At 68.5% G+C, this 18,782-nt stretch carries 13 protein-coding genes; 6 read left to right on the plus strand and 7 right to left on the minus strand.

Annotated elements, in window-relative coordinates; all coding sequences use genetic code 11:
* Window positions 1-163 precede the first annotated feature (163 nt).
* From ACFVXC_RS10340 to ACFVXC_RS10370, 7 genes are all read right to left on the minus strand, one after another.
* Window positions 164-1,312, minus strand: coding sequence for an ABC transporter ATP-binding protein (locus tag ACFVXC_RS10340; RefSeq protein ID WP_389903609.1), 1,149 nt, complete (start codon window positions 1,310-1,312; stop codon window positions 164-166).
* Entirely contained in the window at window positions 1,305-2,366 is a 1,062-nt protein-coding gene (locus tag ACFVXC_RS10345) for an ABC transporter ATP-binding protein (protein WP_389903611.1), read from the minus strand. Before ACFVXC_RS10345 ends, ACFVXC_RS10340 begins: the two co-directional genes overlap by 8 nt.
* 11 nt (window positions 2,367-2,377) lie before the next feature.
* Entirely contained in the window at window positions 2,378-3,337 is a 960-nt protein-coding gene (locus tag ACFVXC_RS10350) for an ABC transporter permease (protein WP_389903613.1), read from the minus strand.
* Window positions 3,330-4,259, minus strand: a complete 930-nt coding sequence (locus ACFVXC_RS10355; protein ID WP_389903615.1) for an ABC transporter permease — start codon at window positions 4,257-4,259, stop codon at window positions 3,330-3,332. The genes ACFVXC_RS10350 and ACFVXC_RS10355 overlap by 8 nt, the downstream gene beginning before the upstream one ends.
* A gap of 81 nt (window positions 4,260-4,340) precedes the next feature.
* The gene (locus tag ACFVXC_RS10360) at window positions 4,341-5,963 is read right to left on the minus strand and encodes an ABC transporter substrate-binding protein (protein ID WP_389903617.1); all 1,623 of its coding nucleotides are present in this window, start codon (window positions 5,961-5,963) and stop codon (window positions 4,341-4,343) included.
* 648 nt (window positions 5,964-6,611) lie between these two features.
* The gene (gene typA, locus ACFVXC_RS10365) at window positions 6,612-8,486 is read right to left on the minus strand and encodes a translational GTPase TypA (RefSeq protein ID WP_389903620.1); all 1,875 of its coding nucleotides are present in this window, start codon (window positions 8,484-8,486) and stop codon (window positions 6,612-6,614) included.
* A gap of 414 nt (window positions 8,487-8,900) precedes the next feature.
* Window positions 8,901-11,285: an ABC transporter family substrate-binding protein gene (locus ACFVXC_RS10370; RefSeq protein WP_389903623.1), complete on the minus strand. Its 2,385-nt coding sequence runs from the start codon at window positions 11,283-11,285 to the stop codon at window positions 8,901-8,903.
* Between the two features lie 376 nt (window positions 11,286-11,661).
* Here ACFVXC_RS10370 and ACFVXC_RS10375 point away from each other — a divergent pair, with 376 nt between their 5' ends.
* The 6 genes from ACFVXC_RS10375 to ACFVXC_RS10400 all read left to right on the plus strand — a co-directional run bounded on the left by ACFVXC_RS10375 (window position 11,662) and on the right by ACFVXC_RS10400 (window position 18,763).
* A complete protein-coding gene (locus tag ACFVXC_RS10375) occupies window positions 11,662-11,976 on the plus strand; it encodes a hypothetical protein (protein ID WP_389903626.1) in 315 nt (104 codons plus the stop codon).
* Between the two features lie 139 nt (window positions 11,977-12,115).
* Window positions 12,116-12,949 (plus strand): hypothetical protein, encoded by an 834-nt coding sequence (locus tag ACFVXC_RS10380; RefSeq protein ID WP_389903629.1) that lies wholly within the window; start codon window positions 12,116-12,118, stop codon window positions 12,947-12,949.
* Window positions 12,949-14,886, plus strand: coding sequence for a fumarate reductase/succinate dehydrogenase flavoprotein subunit (locus tag ACFVXC_RS10385; protein ID WP_389903631.1), 1,938 nt, complete (start codon window positions 12,949-12,951; stop codon window positions 14,884-14,886). Before ACFVXC_RS10380 ends, ACFVXC_RS10385 begins: the two co-directional genes overlap by 1 nt.
* Entirely contained in the window at window positions 14,883-15,692 is an 810-nt protein-coding gene (locus ACFVXC_RS10390; protein ID WP_389903633.1) for a succinate dehydrogenase/fumarate reductase iron-sulfur subunit, read from the plus strand. Before ACFVXC_RS10385 ends, ACFVXC_RS10390 begins: the two co-directional genes overlap by 4 nt.
* Before the next feature lie 190 nt (window positions 15,693-15,882).
* Window positions 15,883-17,985 (plus strand): TPM domain-containing protein, encoded by a 2,103-nt coding sequence (locus ACFVXC_RS10395; RefSeq protein ID WP_389903636.1) that lies wholly within the window; start codon window positions 15,883-15,885, stop codon window positions 17,983-17,985.
* Between the two features lie 64 nt (window positions 17,986-18,049).
* A complete protein-coding gene (locus tag ACFVXC_RS10400) occupies window positions 18,050-18,763 on the plus strand; it encodes a PspA/IM30 family protein (RefSeq protein ID WP_389903637.1) in 714 nt (237 codons plus the stop codon).
* The last annotated feature ends 19 nt before the right edge of the window (window positions 18,764-18,782 follow it).

The raw sequence follows: 18,782 nt of genomic DNA on the forward strand, positions 1-18,782 counted from the left end.
CACCCGCCGCAACACCCTCGCGGTACTCCTCATCTGCCATACGAAGATGACCGTGGCCCCGATCCAGATCACCTTCGCCGGACAGCCGTACGAAAATGGGGGCGCCCGGAACCGAGTGGTTCCGGGCGCCCCCATTACGTACGGCCGAAAGCCGACGCCGAGACTACGCCGCGTGCACGACGTCCTTCTCCTCGGCGAAGTGACACGCCGACTCATGCGCCGCCGGAGTGTCCTGGCCCGCGAACCGCTGCGGGATCGCGAGCAGCGGGGTCTCCTCCGCGCACTTCGCCTCCGCCTTCCAGCAGCGGGTGCGGAAGCGGCAGCCCGAGGGCGGGTTCGCGGGGGACGGGACGTCACCGGTGAGGATGATCCGCTCGCGGCCCTCGCGTGCCTGCGGGTCCGGCACCGGCACCGCGGAGAGCAGCGCCTGCGTGTACGGGTGCGTCGGGTGCTCGTAGATCTGCTCGTCCGAGCCGATCTCCGCCATCTTGCCGAGGTACATCACGCCCACGCGGTCCGAGATGTGCCGGACGATCGACAGGTCGTGCGCGATGAAGAGGTAGGAGAGGTTGAACTCGTCCTGCAACTGCCCCATCAGGTTGATGACCTGTGCCTGCACCGACACATCGAGCGCCGAGACCGGCTCGTCGCAGATGATGATCTCGGGGTTCAGGGCCAGACCGCGCGCGATGCCGATGCGCTGGCGCTGACCGCCCGAGAACTGGTGCGGGTAGCGGTTGATGTACTCCGGGTTCAGGCCCACCACGTCCAGGAGGTCCTGGACCTTCTGGCGGCGCGAGCCCTTGGGAGCCACCTCGGGATGGATCTCGAACGGCTCCCCGATAATGTCGCCGACCGTCATACGCGGGTTGAGCGACGTGTACGGGTCCTGGAACACCATCTGGATGTTGCGGCGGACCGCCTTCAGCGCACGCCCGGACAGCTTGGTGATGTCCTGGCCCTTGTAGAAGACCTCGCCCGCCGTGGCACGCTCCAGCGTCATCAGGAGCTTGGCGACCGTGGACTTGCCACAGCCCGACTCGCCCACGATGCCGAGCGTCTCGCCCTGGAACAGGTCGAACGAGATGCCGTCGACCGCCTTGACCGCGCCGATCTGCCTCTTGATGAGGATTCCCTGCGTGAGCGGGAAGTGCTTCACCAAGTTGCGGACCTGGAGGATGGGCTCGCCGCGCTCGACCGGTGCCTCGATGGCCGCTACGGCGTCGTCGGGGGTGGCCGCGTCGAGCGTTTCCACCTCGGAGACGTTCGGGGTCGCGTCCTGAGGCTCGTCAGTCCCTTTGCGCTCAGCCATGGATCGTCTCCTTCCAGAAGTGGCACGCGCTGCCGCGGCCCGGCAGCTCCGCGCCGTCCTGCTCGCTCACCGGCGCCAGGGCCGGAACGTCCGTGCGGCAGATGTCCTGCGCCTTGGGGCAGCGCGGGTTGAAGGCACAGCCGGACGGGATGTGGAGCAGGTTGGGCGGCAGGCCCTTGATCGCGTAGAGCTCCTGGCCCTTCTGGTCGAGACGGGGAATCGAATCGAGCAGACCGCGCGTGTACGGGTGCGCGGGGCGCTTGTAGAGCTCGTGGACCGGGGCCGTCTCGACGATCCGGCCCGCGTACATGACCGCGATCTTGTCCGCGACGTCGGCGACCACACCGAGGTCGTGGGTGATCAGGATCAGGCCCATGTTGTACTCGCGCTGGAGGTCGGCGAGCAGATCCATGACCTGCGCCTGGACCGTCACGTCGAGAGCCGTCGTCGGCTCGTCGGCGATGATCAGGTCCGGCTCCAGGGCGAGCGCCATCGCGATCATGATGCGCTGACGCATACCGCCGGAGAACTGGTGCGGGTAGTCGTTCACCCGCTCCTTGGCGGCCGGGATGTTCACCCGCTCCATCAGCTCGATGGCCTTGGCCTTCGCCTCTTTCCGGCTGAGCCCGTCGTGCACCCGGTACATCTCGCCGAGCTGATAGCCCACCGAGAGCACGGGGTTGAGCGACGAAAGGGCGTCCTGGAAGATCATGGCGATCTTGCGGCCGCGGATCTTCCTGCGCTCCTCGTTGGACATCTTCAGCATGTCCTGGCCGCGGAAGAGGATCTCGCCCTGCGGGATCTTGCCCGGCGGCATGTCGAGGATGCCCATGATGGCCTGGGCCGTCACGGACTTGCCGGAGCCCGACTCACCGAGGACGGCGAGCGTCTCGCCCGCGTCCACGCTGTAGTTGACGCCGTTGACTGCCTTTACCTCACCCTCGCGGGTGTGGAACTCGACGTGCAGGTCCTTGACGTCCAGGAGCCTGCCACCCTTTTCCTCGCCCGAGCGGGGGGCGGGAACCGAGTCTTCCTTGATATCGATGCTGGTCATTTACGCCTCCCTCAGCGCAGCTTCGGGTCGAGGGCTTCGCGTACGGCGTCACCCATCATGATGAACGCCAGCACCGTGATACTCAGCATTCCTGCCGGGAAGAACAGCGTGTGCGGGTTGTTCCGGATGTCCTGCGTCGCGTCGGAGATGTCGCCGCCCCAGGAGATGGCGCCGTCACCGAGGCCGAGGCCCAGATACGACAGCGTCGACTCGGCCACGATGTACGTGCCGAGCGAGATGGTCGCCACGACGATCACCGGAGCCAGCGCGTTCGGCAGGATGTGGCGGAAGAGGATCCGCTTCGTCCCGGCGCCGAGCGCGCGTGCCGCCATCACATAGTCGGCGTGCTTGGTGGTGATCACCGCGCCGCGCATCACGCGGGCGATCTGCGTCCAGCCCAGGAAGGCGAGCGCGCCCATGACGACCCACACCGTGCGGTCGGTGAAGGCGTTCAGGACGACCATCGCACCGAGCAGGAACGGGATGCCGAAGAACACGTCGGTGAGCCGGGAGATGAGGCTGTCCCAGAAGCCGCCGAAGTAGCCCGCGAGCATGCCGCACAGTCCGCCGAAGAGGGTGACCAGGATGGTCACGCCGACGCCGACGAGGATCGAGTTGCGCGCGCCGTGCACGACACGGGAGTAGATGCTGCGGCCGACCCTGTCGTACCCGAACCAGTCCGCCTGGAAGAAGTGGCTGAGCTCGGGCTTCCCCAGGAAGTGGTTGACCTGGTCGCCGGAGCCCGGGTCCGTGCCGGTGAACAGGCCGGGGAAGGCCGCCACCAGGAGCAGGACGAAGATCAGGACCGCGGATATGACGAAGAGCGGATTGCGCCGCAGCTCCCGCCACGCGTCGTTCCAGAGGCTTCGCGGCTTGCCCGGTGCGGGGCCGGCGGCGATCGCGTCCACGGGGGCGGAGTCCGCCGCCGTGGTCTCCTCGTCCGTGGCCGAGGTCTTGGTGAGGTCAGGCATAACGGATCCTCGGGTCCAGGACCGCGTAAAGCAGGTCGACGATCAGGCTGGCTGCGAGGTACACGAGCACCAGGACCGTGACGATCCCGACGATGACCGCGCCCTCACGGCGGGCGAGAGCCTGGAAGAGGAGGTTGCCGACGCCCGTCACGTTGAAGATTCCCTCGGTGATGACCGCGCCGCCCATCAGGGCACCGACGTCCGTACCGAGGTACGTCACCACGGGGATCAGCGAGTTGCGCAGCAGATGCCGGGTGATGATGCGCTGGCGCGGCAGGCCTTTGGCCACAGCGGTGCGCATGTAGTCCGCCTGCCGGTTCTCGGCGATCGACGTACGGGTCAGTCTTGCCACGTAGGCGAGGCCGACCATGCCGAGCACGATCGCGGGAACCAGCAGCTGGCCCATGTTCTCGGAGTCCTGGACCGTGGGTGTGATCCACCCCAGCTCATTGCCGAAGAACAGCTGGCACAACAGACCGACCACGAAGATCGGAGTGGAGATCACCAGGAGCGTGAAGAGCGTGACCGAGTTGTCCACGAGACGGCCGCGCCTGATGCCGGCGAGGACGCCGAGCGTGATGCCGACGATGAGCTCGAACGTCCAGGCCATGGAGGCCAGTCGGATCGAGACCGGGAACGCCTGGGTGATCTCGTCCAGGACGGGTCTGTTACCGGCGATCGTCTTGCCGAAGTCCCCTTGCAGCAGGCCACCCATGTAGTGGAAGTACTGCTGCCAGAGCGGCAGATCCAGACCACGGTCATGGCGAATCTGCGCCACCTGCGCCGGGTCCGGCGGCTTGTCGCCCCACAGCGCCCGTACGGGGTCGCCGGGGAGCACGTTGACCATGATGAAGATCAACAGGGTCGTCCCGATGAAAACCGGGATCATCTGGAGCAGTCGCCTCGCGACATAACGCCCCATTGGTGCCTCCGTCCAATCCGGAGCCGCCCGAAGCGACGCCCGGGATCGCCGGGCGTCGCTTCGGGAACTGGGCTCCGACGCCTACTTCTCGAAGACCTGGATGTCCGTGAGGACGGGGTCCCCGGCCTGGTCGAACTTGACGTTCTTCACGTTCTTGGAGGACGCGGAGAGCACCTTGTTGTACCAGAGCGGGATACCCGGGAAGGTCTCGGCCAAGCGCTTCTCAGCGGCCTGGTAGAGCTTCGCGGACTCATCGACGGTCTTGGCCGAGTCGGCCTTCTTGGTCAGCTCGTCGAACTTCTTGTCCGAGAAGCCACCCTTGTTGCCGTCGACGCCGGTCCCGTAGAGGTCGGCGAGGAAGTTGCCGTTGAACGGGTAGTCGAGCACCCAGCCAGAGCGGTACATCGCCTTGACCTGCTTCTTGTCCCGCACCTCGGTGTCGGCCTGGAAGTCGGTCTTCGGGTCGCCGACGCATGCCACGCCGGTCGCCTTGGTGATGCTGTTGCACACCGCCGTGACCCAGCCCTTGTGCGGCTGGTCGGCGTTGTACTGGATGGAGATCTTGTTACCCGGGACGCCGCCGCCGTCCTTGATGTACTGCTTCGCCTTCTTGGCGTTGAACTTGCAGTACTCACCACAGGCGTCGGCCTGGTAGCCCTTGACGCCCTTGGCGACCCAGCCGGTGGCGGACTCACGCGTACCGGCGAAGGTGGTCTTGGCGATGGTGTCGCGGTCGATGGCCATCGAGAGGCCCTGGATGACCTTGACGTCGACGTCCTTGAACGTCTTGCTGTAGAACGCCGGGTTGACCGTGTTGATCGCCGAGAAGTCCTGCTCGATGGCGCGGTCGCCGAAGTCCTGCTTGAAGTTCGCGAGCTCGCTGTCCGGGATGATCGGCATCGAGTCGACGTTGTCCGAGCGCAGGTCGTTGTACGCGGCCTGCGGCGTCGTGTACGCCTTGAAGTTGACGCCGCCGTTCTTCGGCTTGCTGGCGCCCTTGTAGCCGGACCACGCGGTCACCTGGACCGACTTCTTGTGGTCCCAGCTCTTGAACTTGTAGGGGCCGTTGCCGACCGGCGCCTCGCCGTACTTCTTCGGGTCCTTCAGCGCTGCCGAGGGCATCGGGAAGAAGGGCGAGTAGACGAGCTTGTACGCGTAGTACGGGATGCCCGTGTTCAGCGTGATGGTGAAGGTGTTGTCGTCGACGACCTTCAGGCCCTCCATCGCCTTCGACTTGGCCTTCCCCTTCTCGGGGTGGACCTTGTCGTAACCGACGATGTCGCGGTACCAGGCACTGTTCTGCTGACCGTTGGCCGGGTCGGCCGCCCAGTTCCAGGCGTTGACGTACGACTTCGCGGTGACAGCCTCACCGTTGTGGAACTTCCAGCCCGGCTTCAGCTTGACGGTCCACACCTTGTTCGCCTTGTCGGGGGTGACCGACTCGGCGTTCTCGTAGGTGATGTTGCCCTGCTTGTCGTAGTGGACCAGGCCCGTGAAGAGCGAGTCGATGACGACGCTGCCGTACGCCTCCATGGTGTTGGCGGGCTGCAGGGCGTTCTGCGGCTCACCGTTGGCGTAACTGACGATCCCCTTGGGGTCGACCTTGCCGCTGTTGCCGCTGTCGCTGCCGCCGCCGCAGGCCGTTGCCGTCAGCGCCACGACACCCGCTATCGCGACCCACTTGGCGCTCTTGGCACCACGCATGGGGTTCCTCCTCATGAGTCCACTTGTTCACTACAAGAGGGGGTACGGGAATCCGCGCCGACACCCCTGACGGCGCGTAGATCAAGTACCCCAGTGTGCTCGTGAGTCGGCGCTCCCCACAGCGCGTGACCCATTGACCCGAGCTATACGCGGTCAACTATTAGCCATGAGGTACCGCCCGACCACACTCTTTTGGTCTCGGTTCAATCACACCTGGTGCGTACATCTTCCAAAATCCGGACAAACCGATCCGAGATAGATGGTTGCGAAACGGACGTGTTACACATCTAACGGTCAACGGTGTCCGTATTCCGGACAGATGGTCCGGGAAAACAAGTTGCGGAGAAGCGCGTCGGGGACGCTCGGAGACGGCTCGCGACGCCTTCGAGGAGGCGGACCTGTGGACGCGCGTAGATGCGCGGAGAGTCGCGACGGGGCAGAACCGTCACCCACGGAGATCTGGGCCAGCGTAGTGCCGCTGAGGGCCGCGCAAGGGGGTAACCCCGACAGACGCGCGAGAGGCCGGTCCCGCCGCTCCCCGGGGGGAGGGGCGGAAACCGGCCTCAGGTGCCGAATTCGCCTGGCGTCCACGGCAGTTGTGCCGTGGAGGGGCCCGGCCGAAAGATTTAGCCGGGCTTTGCCACGTCCTTAGCCGTGCTTGGCGCGCGAGGCGGAGCGGCCGCGCTGCTTGGCGTCCAGGACGACCTTGCGGATACGCACGGTCTCCGGGGTCACCTCGATGCACTCGTCGTCGCGGCAGAACTCCAGGGACTGCTCGAGCGACAGCTTGCGGGCGGGCACGACGTTCTCGGTCGTGTCCGCGGAAGCCGCACGCATGTTGGTGAGCTTCTTCTCCTTGGTGATGTTCACGTCCATGTCGTCGGCGCGCGAGTTCTCACCGACGATCATGCCCTCGTACACCTCGGTGGTGGCTTCGGTGAAGATGACACCGCGCTCCTGGAGGTTGACCATCGCGAACGGCGTGACCGTGCCCGCGCGGTCCGCGACCAGCGAGCCGTTGTGACGGGTGCGCAGGTCGCCGAACCACGGCTCGTGACCCTCGAAGATCGAGTGCGCGATGCCGGTGCCGCGGGTCTGGGTCAGGAACTCCGTACGGAAGCCGATGAGGCCACGCGAAGGAACGATCCACTCCATGCGGATCCAGCCGGAGCCGTGGTTGGTCATCGTCTCCATGCGGCCCTTGCGGGTCGCCATCAGCTGCGTGATGGCGCCGAGGTGCTCCTCGGGCGAGTCGATCGTCATGCGCTCGATCGGCTCGAACGTCTTGCCGTCGACCTGCTTGGTGACGACCTCGGGCTTGCCGACGGTCAGCTCGAAGCCCTCGCGGCGCATCTGCTCGACCAGGATGGCGAGCGCGAGCTCACCACGGCCCTGGACCTCCCAGGCGTCGGGGCGCTCGGTGTCGAGGACCCTCAGGCTCACGTTACCGATGAGCTCCTTGTCCAGACGGTCCTTCACCTGGCGGGCGGTGACCTTGTGGCCCTTGCCGCCCTTGCCGACGAGCGGCGAGGTGTTGGTGCCGATGGTCATGGAGATCGCGGGCTCGTCGACCGTGATCAGCGGGAGCGCGATCGGGTTCTCGGGGTCGGCGAGGGTCTCACCGATCATGATCTCCGGGATACCGGCGATGGCGCAGATGTCACCGGGGCCCGCCTTCTCGGCGGGCTTGCGGGTGAGCGCCTCCGTCATCATCAGCTCGGTGATGCGGACGTTGGACTGCGAGCCGTCACGCTTGATCCACGTGACGGTCTGGCCCTTGCGCAGCTCGCCCTGCTCGACACGGCAGAGCGCGATACGGCCGAGGAAGTTGTCGGCGTCCAGGTTCGTGACGTGAGCCTGGAGCGGGGCGTCCTCGTCGTACAGCGGAGCCGGGACGGTGTCCAGGATCGCGGAGAAGAACGGCTCCAGGTTCTCGCTGTCGGCCGGGACGGTGCCGTCCTCCGGCTTGGTCAGCGAGGCGACGCCGTCACGGGCGCAGGCGTAGACGATCGGGAACTCGATCTGGTCCTCGTCCGCGTCCAGGTCCAGGAAGAGGTCGTACGTCTCGTCGACGACCTCGGCGATACGCGAGTCAGGACGGTCCGTCTTGTTGATGCACAGGATCACGGGCATCTTCGCGGACAGCGCCTTGCGGAGCACGAAGCGGGTCTGCGGCAGCGGGCCCTCGGAGGCGTCCACGAGGAGGACGACCGCGTCCACCATCGACAGGCCGCGCTCGACCTCACCACCGAAGTCGGCGTGGCCGGGGGTGTCGATGATGTTGATGGTGATGACGTCGCCGCCATCCTTGGGGTGGTACTTGACGGCCGTGTTCTTGGCCAGGATCGTGATGCCCTTCTCACGCTCCAGGTCGTTCGAGTCCATCATGCGGTCGTCGAGGGACTCTGCCGCATGCGCGGCGAAGGAGCCGGCCTGCTTGAGCATGGCGTCGACCAGGGTGGTCTTGCCGTGGTCGACGTGGGCGACGATGGCAACATTACGAATGTCATGGCGCGTGGGCATACGAGCTGCGCTTCTCCCGGGAAGAGTGGATGGCCGCGCGTACGGTCCGGCACGCGTGCCCTGCCGGGCAAACAACACGCCACGGCCTCACCCCAGTCTACGTGCCTTACGGGGAGGCAACCTCCGGGGCCCCTGGCGGAGGGCCTGCCGGAGGTCCTGACCAGGGCTTTCACGGCTTATCCGGCGCCAGTGAGCCCCTGGGTTCGGCTCTTCGGGGCCGTCGTGGGGGAGGGACGTGATCTCCGACTTCGCCTCAAGGCGGTCGGAAGGCGGTCCGGGGGGGGTGGTCCGGGGGGTGGGTGTGGAGAAGAACACGCAGGTCAATGGGTGGGAACGACCTTGCCCGCCGGACGTGCCGGCGGGCAAGGGAGTTGAGCTGAATCTGAGTGTGACCTGCGACGGAGCTGCTTCCAGCTACTTCGCGGCGGGCTTGCCCGCGGGCTTCGCGCCCGGCTTCAGGAAGCCCATGTCCTCATAGTTGGGAACCTGGAAGCCGAAGGCACCCGCGTTCGCGAGGTTCGTACGGGCCGCCATCAGCTGGGGGCGCTGATAGAGGGGAATGGAACCGGCCTCGGCCCAGATCCGGGCGTCGGCCTTCTTGACCAGGGCGCGGTTCTCGTCCTCGTCGAGCTCCCCCATCGCCTGATCGAACAACTGGTCGATGTGATCCGTGCCGACCCGCGTGTAGTTCTGCTCGACGTTCAGCGAGCCGTCCGCGGCCGGCACCGGCTTGGCGAAGATCGGGCGCGCGTCCGTGGCCGGGAAGGCCGACGCGGGCCAGGAGTAGAGGGCCAGGTCGTACTGACCGGACGCGATGTGGTCCTTGAAGTAGCTCTCGTCGGCGACCTTCGCCACCTCCGTACGGATCCCGATCTTCTCCAGCATCCGGGAGATCCGGTCGGCCACGGTCCGCAGCGACTCCGAGCCCTCGCCGGACGGCAGGACGAAGCGGAGGGTGAGGGGCTTGCCGTCCTTGGCCATGGGGCCGCCCGCCGCCGGGGTGTCCGCGTCGGGCGCCGCCGTGCCCTTGGGTGCGTACGCGCCGGGCGCACCGCCCTTCGCGGCCTGCTTGTCCGTGTGCTTCTCGGCGCGCTTCTCGGCGCGCTTCTCCGCGCGCTGCTTGGCGTGCCCGCCCGGGTCCTTCTTCTTCTCCTTGTCCGCCTCGCGGTGCACCGTGAGGGACGCGGCCTGACGGGTCAGCGCCGCCCGCTGGTACGCCGCCGCCGGAGCGGGCGCGAGCACCGAGGTACTGCTGTCGCCCGGCTTCTCGTCGTCCTCGCCGACGATGTACGTACCGTCGTCGCCCGAATCCTCCCCGGATCCGGAGCCAGAGTCAGAGTCAGATTCAGAGCCGGAGGAGCCGGAGCCGGATTCAGAGCCGGAGGAGCCGGAGTCCGCCTTCGCCTTCTTGGCGTCCGCCTCGCCCCCGGCCGTCTTCTGCTTCGGCTCCTTCACCGGACCGCCCGGCGTCCACCCCGCGTCGGCGAGCAGCGCCCGCGCCTCAGTGGTGTCCTGGTCGCCGAGAGCCCCGCTGTTGTCCGCGTACGCCTGCTGCCCGGCGAGGGCCAGGTGGCTGCCGACCGGCTTGGCGGGCAGGCCCAGCGGCGTGAGGACCGCCTTGGCGAGCGCGTCGCGGTCCAGGGCGCGGGCCACCGCGCGCCGCACCCGGTCGTCGGCGAGCGGGCCCTCGGTGCCGTTGAGGGCGAGCTGCGTGTAGGCCGGTTCGAGGGACTTGCGGACGGTGTAGCCGCGCAGGCCCGTCTGCTCGGTGGCGTACTTCTTGATCGCCTTGTGCGTCTTGACCCGGGCCTGCTGCTCGGTGTCCGCCGCCTCCTCGTCGGAGCCGTTGGCGATCGCCCAGGAGCGCAGTGCCTTGGCGGGCGTCAGCCGGGCCTCGGGGCCGTGGGCCAGCGGACCCTGGGCCCCTCGGTCACGGGCCGCGTTCGTGATGCGCCGCGCCTCCGGGGCGTCGATCTCGGCGAGGTCGACCTTCCCCGACGCGAGGGCGGCGGCCCGCTCCTCGCGCGGCACCTCGCGCAGAACCAGCTTGGAGAGCTTGGCTGGCCTGCCCCACCAGCGCGGGTTGCGGGCCAGCGTGACCTCGTCCGCCTTGTTGTCGAAGTCCTGCACCGCGAACGGCCCCGCGCTCACCTTGAGCGCCCGCCGCGCACCGTCGTTGAAGGCGTCAGGAGTACCCATGACCTCCTTGGGATACAGCGGCGAGAAGAGCGAACGCCAGTCCGCGTACGGCTTGTTGAAGGTGACACGCACCTCCAGGTTGTTCGCGCCACGCTCGATCTTCTCGATGCGGTCGTATCCCGCGTTGCGCGCCGTCCAGTACGCACTGTCCTTGCCGGACAGCGCACGCTGCTGCGCCGCGAAGTCGTCGGCCCCGATCTCCCGGCCGTCGCTCCACACCGCCTGCTGGTTGAGCTTGTAGAGCACGACCTGCTTGGGCTCGCGCGCGACGACCTCCGCGGACTCCAGGAAGTCGTCGTTCCGCTGTGCCCTGCCCTGCGCGTCGAGGCGGAACATCGACGGCAGGACCGCGCCCGCGATCCGCGACGTGCCCGAATCGGCGTCCGACTGGAAGGAGTTGAGGGTCTGAGGCATCGCGTCGACGGCCCAGTTCATGGTCCCGCCGTCGGCGACGTGATCCCGGGCCGCGGGGGCGACGTCCTGACCGGCGGTCGGCGCACCCGCCTCGTCCTGGGAGCTGCAGGCGGCGAGGGCGGGCAGAGCCAGCACGCCCGTGGCGAGGAACACGGCAGATCTCAGTCTGGCGCGGTCTGGGGTCATGGCGGGTACCTCCGGGGCTCGCCCGGCCGCCCGCTACCAGGACCGGGGCCGGGTTTGATCACGTTTGGCGGTATATGGAGCTGATCACATCTATCCATCCACTGAAGGGGACACGCCCCGGCAGGTGAGGGCGACACGGCGTGGGGGCACCGGATCCCACTCGTGCGGCCCAACCGGACTCCATCGGGCGTGACCCAGCGTGACGGCGGCATCGGCGGGCGCCCCGAAGCGCGGCGGGGCGGCAGCGTGCACCCCGGCGCATTTCAGCGCGTACGAGCCGGGAATCCCGGCAGATCCCTTCACAAGCCGGGATGTGACGCGCGACACTCGCAGGCGCATGAACGTTGCCGCCGCACCCCTGAAGTGAGGGCAAGTCATGGCTCTGCAGGATGATCTGACGGCTGTTCAGCGCTGCGTCGACGATCTGGTCCGCACCGTCGGCAAGCTGGAGCAGCAGGTCGGCGAGGGTTCCCAGGGTGGTCTTGCCGGGATCGACGTCCGCCGCGTCCGCTCGGACGCCGACCATCTGCGCGAGAGCGTCGCGCTCCTTCGCGCCGCGTCCCCGGATCCGGGCGGCGCCCCACAGAAGCGGCCCGACATGGTCACCATCCCCGATACGCCGTACGACAGCTCTCTGTGGACGGACTCGGACGACGAGGGCCTCGGCGCGCGCGACCGGCATGCCCCTTGAGGCACCGCCGCACCCGCCCCGGGCACCGTCGCCCCGGACCTGAGGACAGCCGACCTGCGGACAGCCGGCTTGCGGACAGCCGACCTGCGGACAGTCGATCCGAGGGCTACCGAACTGACGACAAAGGAGTCGAGCCTCGTTGGCCACTGGCACGGAACCTCATCTGAAAAGCGGTCAGGATCCCGGCGGCGTGAGAGCGGCGACGCGCGCCGCGATCAGCGCTGCCCATCTACGGACCGACCGATGGTGGCTGGCGCCCGCCGCGACCGCCGCAGGCCTCTTCGCCTTCATCGTCTACTCGACGTGGCGGGCCTTCTCGAACGCGGACTACTACGCGGCGCCCTACGTCTCACCGTTCTACTCGCCCTGCCTCGCCGAGAACTGCGAGCCCATGCGGTCGGGGCCCAACTGGGAGATCTTCGGCAGCTGGTGGGGCCTGTCCCCCGCCCTGCTCATCCTGATCTTCCCGCTCGGCTTCCGGCTGACCTGCTACTACTACCGCAAGGCCTACTACCGCGGCTTCTGGGCCTCACCGCCCGCCTGCGCGGTGGCCGAGCCGCACAAGAAGTACTCCGGAGAGACTCGCTTCCCGCTGATCCTGCAGAACATCCACCGCTACTTCTTCTACGCGGCGGTTCCGGTGGCGTGCATCCTGACGTACGACACCGTGCTCTCGTTCCGTGATGAGCACTACGAGTGGGGCCACATGGGCCTGGGCACCCTCGTGTTCCTGGTCAACATCACGCTGATCTGGGCGTACACACTCTCCTGTCACTCCTGCCGGCACATCGTCGGCGGCAAGCTCAAGCACTTCTCCAAGCACCCCGTGCGGTACCGCATGTGGCAGTGGGTCGGAAAACTGAATGCCCGTCACATGCTGCTCGCCTGGGCCTCCTTGGTGAGCGTGGCGCTCGCCGACTTCTACGTGTATCTGATCGCGTCCGGCGTCTTCGACGATCCGAGGTTGTTCTGATGTCTCAAGTGGATCGGCAGCAGTGGGATGTTGTCGTGGTGGGAGCCGGAGGAGCGGGCCTGCGGGCCGCGATCGAGGCACGTGAACAGGGCGCGCGTACCGCCGTGATCTGCAAGTCCCTGTTCGGCAAGGCGCATACGGTGATGGCCGAGGGCGGCATCGCGGCCTCCATGGGCAACGTGAACTCCGGCGACAACTGGCAGGTCCACTTCCGCGACACCCTGCGTGGCGGCAAGTTCCTCAACCAGTGGCGGATGGCCGAGCTGCACGCGCGCGAGGCGCCCGACCGGGTCTGGGAGCTGGAGACCTGGGGCGCCCTGTTCGACCGCACGGCGGACGGCCGTATCTCCCAGCGCAACTTCGGAGGACACGAGTACCCCCGGCTCGCGCACGTGGGCGACCGGACAGGACTCGAACTGATCCGCACGCTCCAGCAGAAGATCGTCTCCCTCCAGCAGGAGGACGAGCGCGAATTCGGTGACTACGAAGCGCGTCTCAAGGTCTTCCAGGAGTGCACGGTCACCCGCGTCCTGAAGGACGGCGCGCGGGTCAGCGGCACGTTCTGCTACGACCGCGAGTCGGGCCGCTTCTTCGTGCTCGAAGCCCCGAGCGTCGTCCTGGCGACCGGTGGCATCGGCAAGTCCTTCAAGGTGACGTCGAACTCGTGGGAGTACACGGGCGACGGCCACGCACTGGCGCTGCTCGCCGGTGCTCCGCTGCTCAACATGGAGTTCGTGCAGTTCCACCCGACGGGGATGGTCTGGCCGCCCTCGGTGAAGGGCATCCTGGTCACCGAGTCGGTGCGCGGCGACGGCGGGGTCCTTCGCAACTCCGAGGGCAAGCGGTTCATGTTCGACTACGTACCGGACGTCTTCAAGGAGAAGTACGCGCAGTCGGAGGACGAGGGCGACCGCTGGTACGAGGATCCGGACAACAACCGGCGGCCTCCGGAACTCCTTCCGCGCGACGAAGTGGCGCGCGCGATCAACTCCGAGGTGAAGGCGGGCCGCGGCTCGCCGCACGGCGGGGTCTTCCTCGACGTGTCGACGCGCATGCCCGCCGAGGTCATCCGGCGCCGACTGCCCTCCATGTACCACCAGTTCAAGGAGCTCGCGGACGTCGACATCACGGCGGAGGCGATGGAGGTCGGCCCGACCTGCCACTACGTGATGGGCGGCATCGCGGTCGAGTCGGACACGGCGGCGGCACAGCGCGTGCCGGGCCTGTACGCGGCGGGCGAGGTCGCGGGCGGCATGCACGGCTCCAACCGTCTCGGCGGCAACTCCCTCTCCGACCTGCTCGTCTTCGGGCGGCGCGCGGGGCTGCACGCGGCGCGGTACACGGCCGGGTTCGGCGGGACCGGCGCGCGGCCTCTGGTGGACGAGGTCCAGGTGGCCTCGGCCGCGGCCGAGGCCCTGCGGCCGTTCAGCGCGGAGGGCCCCGAGGACGGGGCGACGCCGGAGAACCCGTACACCCTCCACCAGGAACTCCAGCAGACGATGAACGACCTGGTCGGCATCATCCGCCGCGAGGGCGAGATGGAGCAGGCCCTGGAGAAACTGGCGGAGCTGCGGGTGCGGGCACGGCGGGCCGGCGTCGAGGGCCACCGCCAGTTCAACCCCGGCTGGCACCTCGCGCTCGACCTGCGCAACATGCTCCTGGTCAGCGAGTGCGTGGCGCGGGCGGCCCTGGAGCGCACGGAGAGCCGGGGCGGGCACACCCGCGAGGACCATCCGGGCATGAACCGCGAATGGCGCCGCGCGAACCTGCTCTGCCAGCTGACCGACCCCTCCGGAGGGTTGGCGGCCACGGACCCCGTGCGCGGCCAGATCGATCTGGTGCGGGTCACCACCGAGCCCATCCGTCCCGACCTGCTTGCTCTCTTCGAGAAGGAAGAGCTGGTCAAGTACCTGGCCGAAGAGGAGCTTTACGAGTGAGTACCACTACGCCGAGTCCGTCAAGCCCTTCGAGCACGTCGTACGACGCGCGGTTCCGGGTCTGGCGCGGAGACGTCGCGGGCGGCGACCTGGAGGACTTCGAGGTCGAGGTCAACGAGGGCGAGGTCGTCCTCGACATCATCCACCGCCTGCAGGCGACCCAGGCCCCCGATCTGGCGGTGCGCTGGAACTGCAAGGCGGGCAAGTGCGGTTCGTGCTCGGCGGAGGTCAACGGCCGGCCTCGGCTGATGTGCATGACACGGATGTCGGTGTTCGACCGCGAGGACGTCATCACGGTGACACCGCTGCGGGCCTTCCCCGTGGTGCGGGACCTGGTGACGGACGTCGGCTTCAACTACACGAAGGCACGCGAAGTACCGGCCTTCGTGCCACCGGCGGACCTCGGTCCCGGCGAGTACCGCATGCAGCAGACGGACGTGGACCGCTCCCAGGAGTTCCGCAAGTGCATCGAGTGCTTCCTGTGCCAGGACACGTGCCATGTGGTGCGCGACCACGAGGAGAACAAGCAGGCGTTCGCGGGGCCGCGCTTCCTGATGCGGGTCGCGGAACTGGACATGCACCCGCTGGACGCGGCGGCGGAGAACGGCCTCGACCGCAAGAAGACCGCCCAGGACGAGCACGGGCTCGGCTACTGCAACATCACGAAGTGCTGTTCGGAGGTGTGCCCGGAGGGCATCAAGATCACGGACAACGCGCTGATTCCCTTGAAGGAACGGGCGGTCGACCGGAAGTACGATCCGCTGGTCTGGCTCGGGAACAAGATCCGGCGGCGGGGAGAGCAGTGACGTCGGGCTGTCCACGCCTCCATGCTCCACTCCGGCCAGCTCATCCGGGGCATGGAGCGGACCGCGCGGCGGCACGGGTACGCGCTCCTGATCGCCGTTCAGTATCTGAGTGAGCCGCCGGGGGCCCGCGGACACGTACCGCGAGGTCCCCCGGTCGCGCGCCCCCCAAGACGGCCATACGCTCCCAAATGTGACGCCGCCCTCGCACATAGCCGTGCGGGCGACAGCGGCAGCCACCGCACTGCTCACGTGGTGCCTGCTGCTCCTGTCCGCCCCCGCAGCACTCGCCGCCCCGGCCGACGACCCGGTCACGCTCTCCCGTGGCGGCCAGATCACCGACAAGGTGGGCGCGCTCGGCGACCGCGGGCACGCCACCGGGCGGGCGCTCGACCAGCTCTACGACGACGGCGGCCTACAGCTCTTCGTCGTCTATGTGCGTGACTTCTCCGGACGCGGCGCACAGGACTGGGCGGACGCGACCGCCCAGCGCAACGGGCTCGGCCTGGACGACGCGCTGCTCGCCGTCGCCACGCACGACCGCCAGTACGCCTACTCCGTGGACGCCGGTTCCAAGCTCACCGAGGCCCAGCTCCAGGACGTCGCGACCACCGCGATCAAGCCCGCGCTGCGGCAGAACGACTGGGCGGGCGCGGCCATCGGCGCGGCGAACGGCTATCGCGCGGTCCTCGCCGGCCGGCCCGTTCCCACTCCGACGCCCACCCCGGGGGCCGCCGATCCGGGCGGCGGCGACAGCAGCGCCGACGATGGAGCCGCCGGTGACCTGGTCCTGCCCATCGTGGTGGTCGGCGGCGCGGGCGCCCTCGCCGCGGTCGCGTACAGCCGCCGCAAACGGCGTACCCATACGCGTACGACGCCCGGAGGCGGTGGCTGGGGCAAGGGGGCGGCGGGCGAAGGGCCGACCCCGCTCCCGGAGCTCGACAAACAGAGCAAGCAGCTCCTGGTGGAGACCGACGACGCGATCCGCACCAGCGCCGAGGAACTCGGCTTCGCCACCGCCCAGTTCGGCGATGAGGCGGTGCGGCCCTTCACGGACGCGCTCGCGTACGCACGCTCCGAGCTGACCAAGGCCTTCAAACTGCGCCAGCAGCTGGACGACGCCTATCCGGAGGACGACGCGACAAGGCGCACCATGCTGGACGAGATCGTCGCGCGCTGCACCGACGCGGGCCGGCGCCTCGACGCGGAAGCCGCGGGCTTCGACCAGCTGCGCGCGCTCGAACGCGACGCGGCCAAGGCCCTGGAGCACGCCGAAACGGTGTTCCGGCAGGTCACCGGGCGCACCACCGCCGCGCAGAGCACCCTTGGCACGATCCGGGAGCAGTACGCGCCCTCCGCGTCCGCGCCCGTCGTGGGCCATGTGGAGCAGGCCAAGGACCGTCTCGTCTTCGCCACGACGCACCTCACCGAAGCCCGGCAGGCCATCGACGCGGGCGACAACGGCAAGGCCGCCGTCCATCTGCGTGCCGCCGAAGGCGCCGTCGACCAGGCGGGCACTTTCGTGGACGCCGTCGACCGCCTCGCCGCCGAGCTGGCGCAGGCCGCGGAGAAGCTCCCCGCCGCTCTCACCGAGACGGAGACCGACATCGCCGAGGCACGCGGCCTCCTTGAGGGCACCACGGCGGGAGCCTCCACGGCTGACCTGCACGGCCGTATCGCCCGGGCGGAGACGGTGGTCGCCGAGGTCCGCAAGAGGATGGCGGCGGGCCCGCACGATCCCATCGACGCCCTGCGCCGGGTCGAGGAGGCCGACACGGTCCTCGACGAGTCCCTCACGGGCGCCCGCGAACGCGAGGTCAGCCGTCAGCGCGCCGCCGCCCTCCTCGGCCAGGCCCTGCTCACCGCGCGCAGCGCCGTGGGAGCGGCGGCGGACTTCATCGACACGCACCGGGGCGGGGTGGGCAGCGAGGCCAGGACCCGCCTCGCCGAGGCCCAGCGGCACCTCTCGGGCGCCGAGTCCGTCCAGGACGCCGATCCGGCCGCGGCGCTCGCCCAGGCCCAGCAGGCGGACGCGCAGGCCCGGCAGGCGCAGCAGCTCGCCGAACGCGACGTACGCGGCTACGGCACCCCCTACGGAGGCGGTGGCGGAGTCGGCGGCGGGCGCGGCGGCGGCATGGGCGGCGCGGTCCTCGGCGGCATCATCCTCGGCGAGCTTCTCGGAGGCAGGGGCGGCGGAAGCGGCGGCTACGGAGGCGGCGGTTTCGGCGGAGGCCGACCCGGAAGCTTCGGTGGCGGCGGGACCCGGGGGCGGATGGGCGGGGGCGGAAGGTTCTGACTCTCCGGACCCCCGCCGACCGGCTCGCACTACTACCGACCGACCCGCACAGAAGGAAGCCGTGATGACCAAGCAGACGATCCTCGGACGCGTGGCCCAGCTCGCCAAGGCCAACATCAACTCCCTGCTCGACCAGGCCGAGGACCCGCAGAAGATGCTCGACCAGCTGATCCGCGACTACACGAACAACATCCAGGAGGCCGAGGAGGCGGTCGCGACCACCATCGGCAATCTGCGGATGCTGGAACTGGACCACAAGGAGGACCAGGACGCCGCCGCCGAGTGGGGCGCCAAGGCGGTGGCCGCCAGCAAGAAGGCGGACGAGCTGCGGTCCGGCGGGAGCGCCGCGGAGGCCGACAAGTTCGACGGCCTGGCCAAGGTCGCGCTGCAACGCCAGCTGCAGTCCGAGCGGGAGGCCAGGGACGCCGAGCCGACGATCGCCTCGCAGACCGAGGTCGTCGACAAGCTGAAGTCCGGGCTCGACGCGATGAGGATCAAGCTGACCCAGCTCGGGTCGAAGCGCGATCAGCTGGTCGCCCGTGCCAAGACCGCGCAGGCGCAGAACCAGATGATGGACGCGGCCCGGAGCATCGATGTGCTCGACCCGGCGAGCGAGTTGGGCCGCTTCGAGGACAAGGTGCGCCGCGAGGAGGCCAGGGCGCTCGGCAAGCAGGAGCTCGCCGCGTCGTCCCTCGACGCGCAGTTCGAGCAGCTGGACGGCCTGGGCGACGAGGCGGAGATCGCGGCCCGCCTCGCCGCCCTGAAGGCCACTACGTGACGAGCCCGGTCGAAGCAGC

The organism is Streptomyces sp. NPDC058257, assembly GCF_042881845.1.
GTDB lineage: Bacteria > Actinomycetota > Actinomycetes > Streptomycetales > Streptomycetaceae > Streptomyces.

What these genes read in the sequence shown, in the direction of transcription:
- ACFVXC_RS10340 (WP_389903609.1), bottom strand. Translation starts at nt 1,312, where the DNA reads ATGGCTGAGCGCAAAGGGACTGACGAGCCTCAGGACGCGACCCCGAAC.
- ACFVXC_RS10345 (WP_389903611.1), bottom strand. Translation starts at nt 2,366, where the DNA reads ATGACCAGCATCGATATCAAGGAAGACTCGGTTCCCGCCCCCCGCTCG.
- ACFVXC_RS10350 (WP_389903613.1), bottom strand. Translation starts at nt 3,337, where the DNA reads ATGCCTGACCTCACCAAGACCTCGGCCACGGACGAGGAGACCACGGCG.
- ACFVXC_RS10355 (WP_389903615.1), bottom strand. Translation starts at nt 4,259, where the DNA reads ATGGGGCGTTATGTCGCGAGGCGACTGCTCCAGATGATCCCGGTTTTC.
- ACFVXC_RS10360 (WP_389903617.1), bottom strand. Translation starts at nt 5,963, where the DNA reads ATGCGTGGTGCCAAGAGCGCCAAGTGGGTCGCGATAGCGGGTGTCGTG.
- typA (WP_389903620.1), bottom strand. Translation starts at nt 8,486, where the DNA reads ATGCCCACGCGCCATGACATTCGTAATGTTGCCATCGTCGCCCACGTC.
- ACFVXC_RS10370 (WP_389903623.1), bottom strand. Translation starts at nt 11,285, where the DNA reads ATGACCCCAGACCGCGCCAGACTGAGATCTGCCGTGTTCCTCGCCACG.
- ACFVXC_RS10375 (WP_389903626.1), top strand. Translation starts at nt 11,662, where the DNA reads ATGGCTCTGCAGGATGATCTGACGGCTGTTCAGCGCTGCGTCGACGAT.
- ACFVXC_RS10385 (WP_389903631.1), top strand. Translation starts at nt 12,949, where the DNA reads ATGTCTCAAGTGGATCGGCAGCAGTGGGATGTTGTCGTGGTGGGAGCC.
- ACFVXC_RS10400 (WP_389903637.1), top strand. Translation starts at nt 18,050, where the DNA reads ATGACCAAGCAGACGATCCTCGGACGCGTGGCCCAGCTCGCCAAGGCC.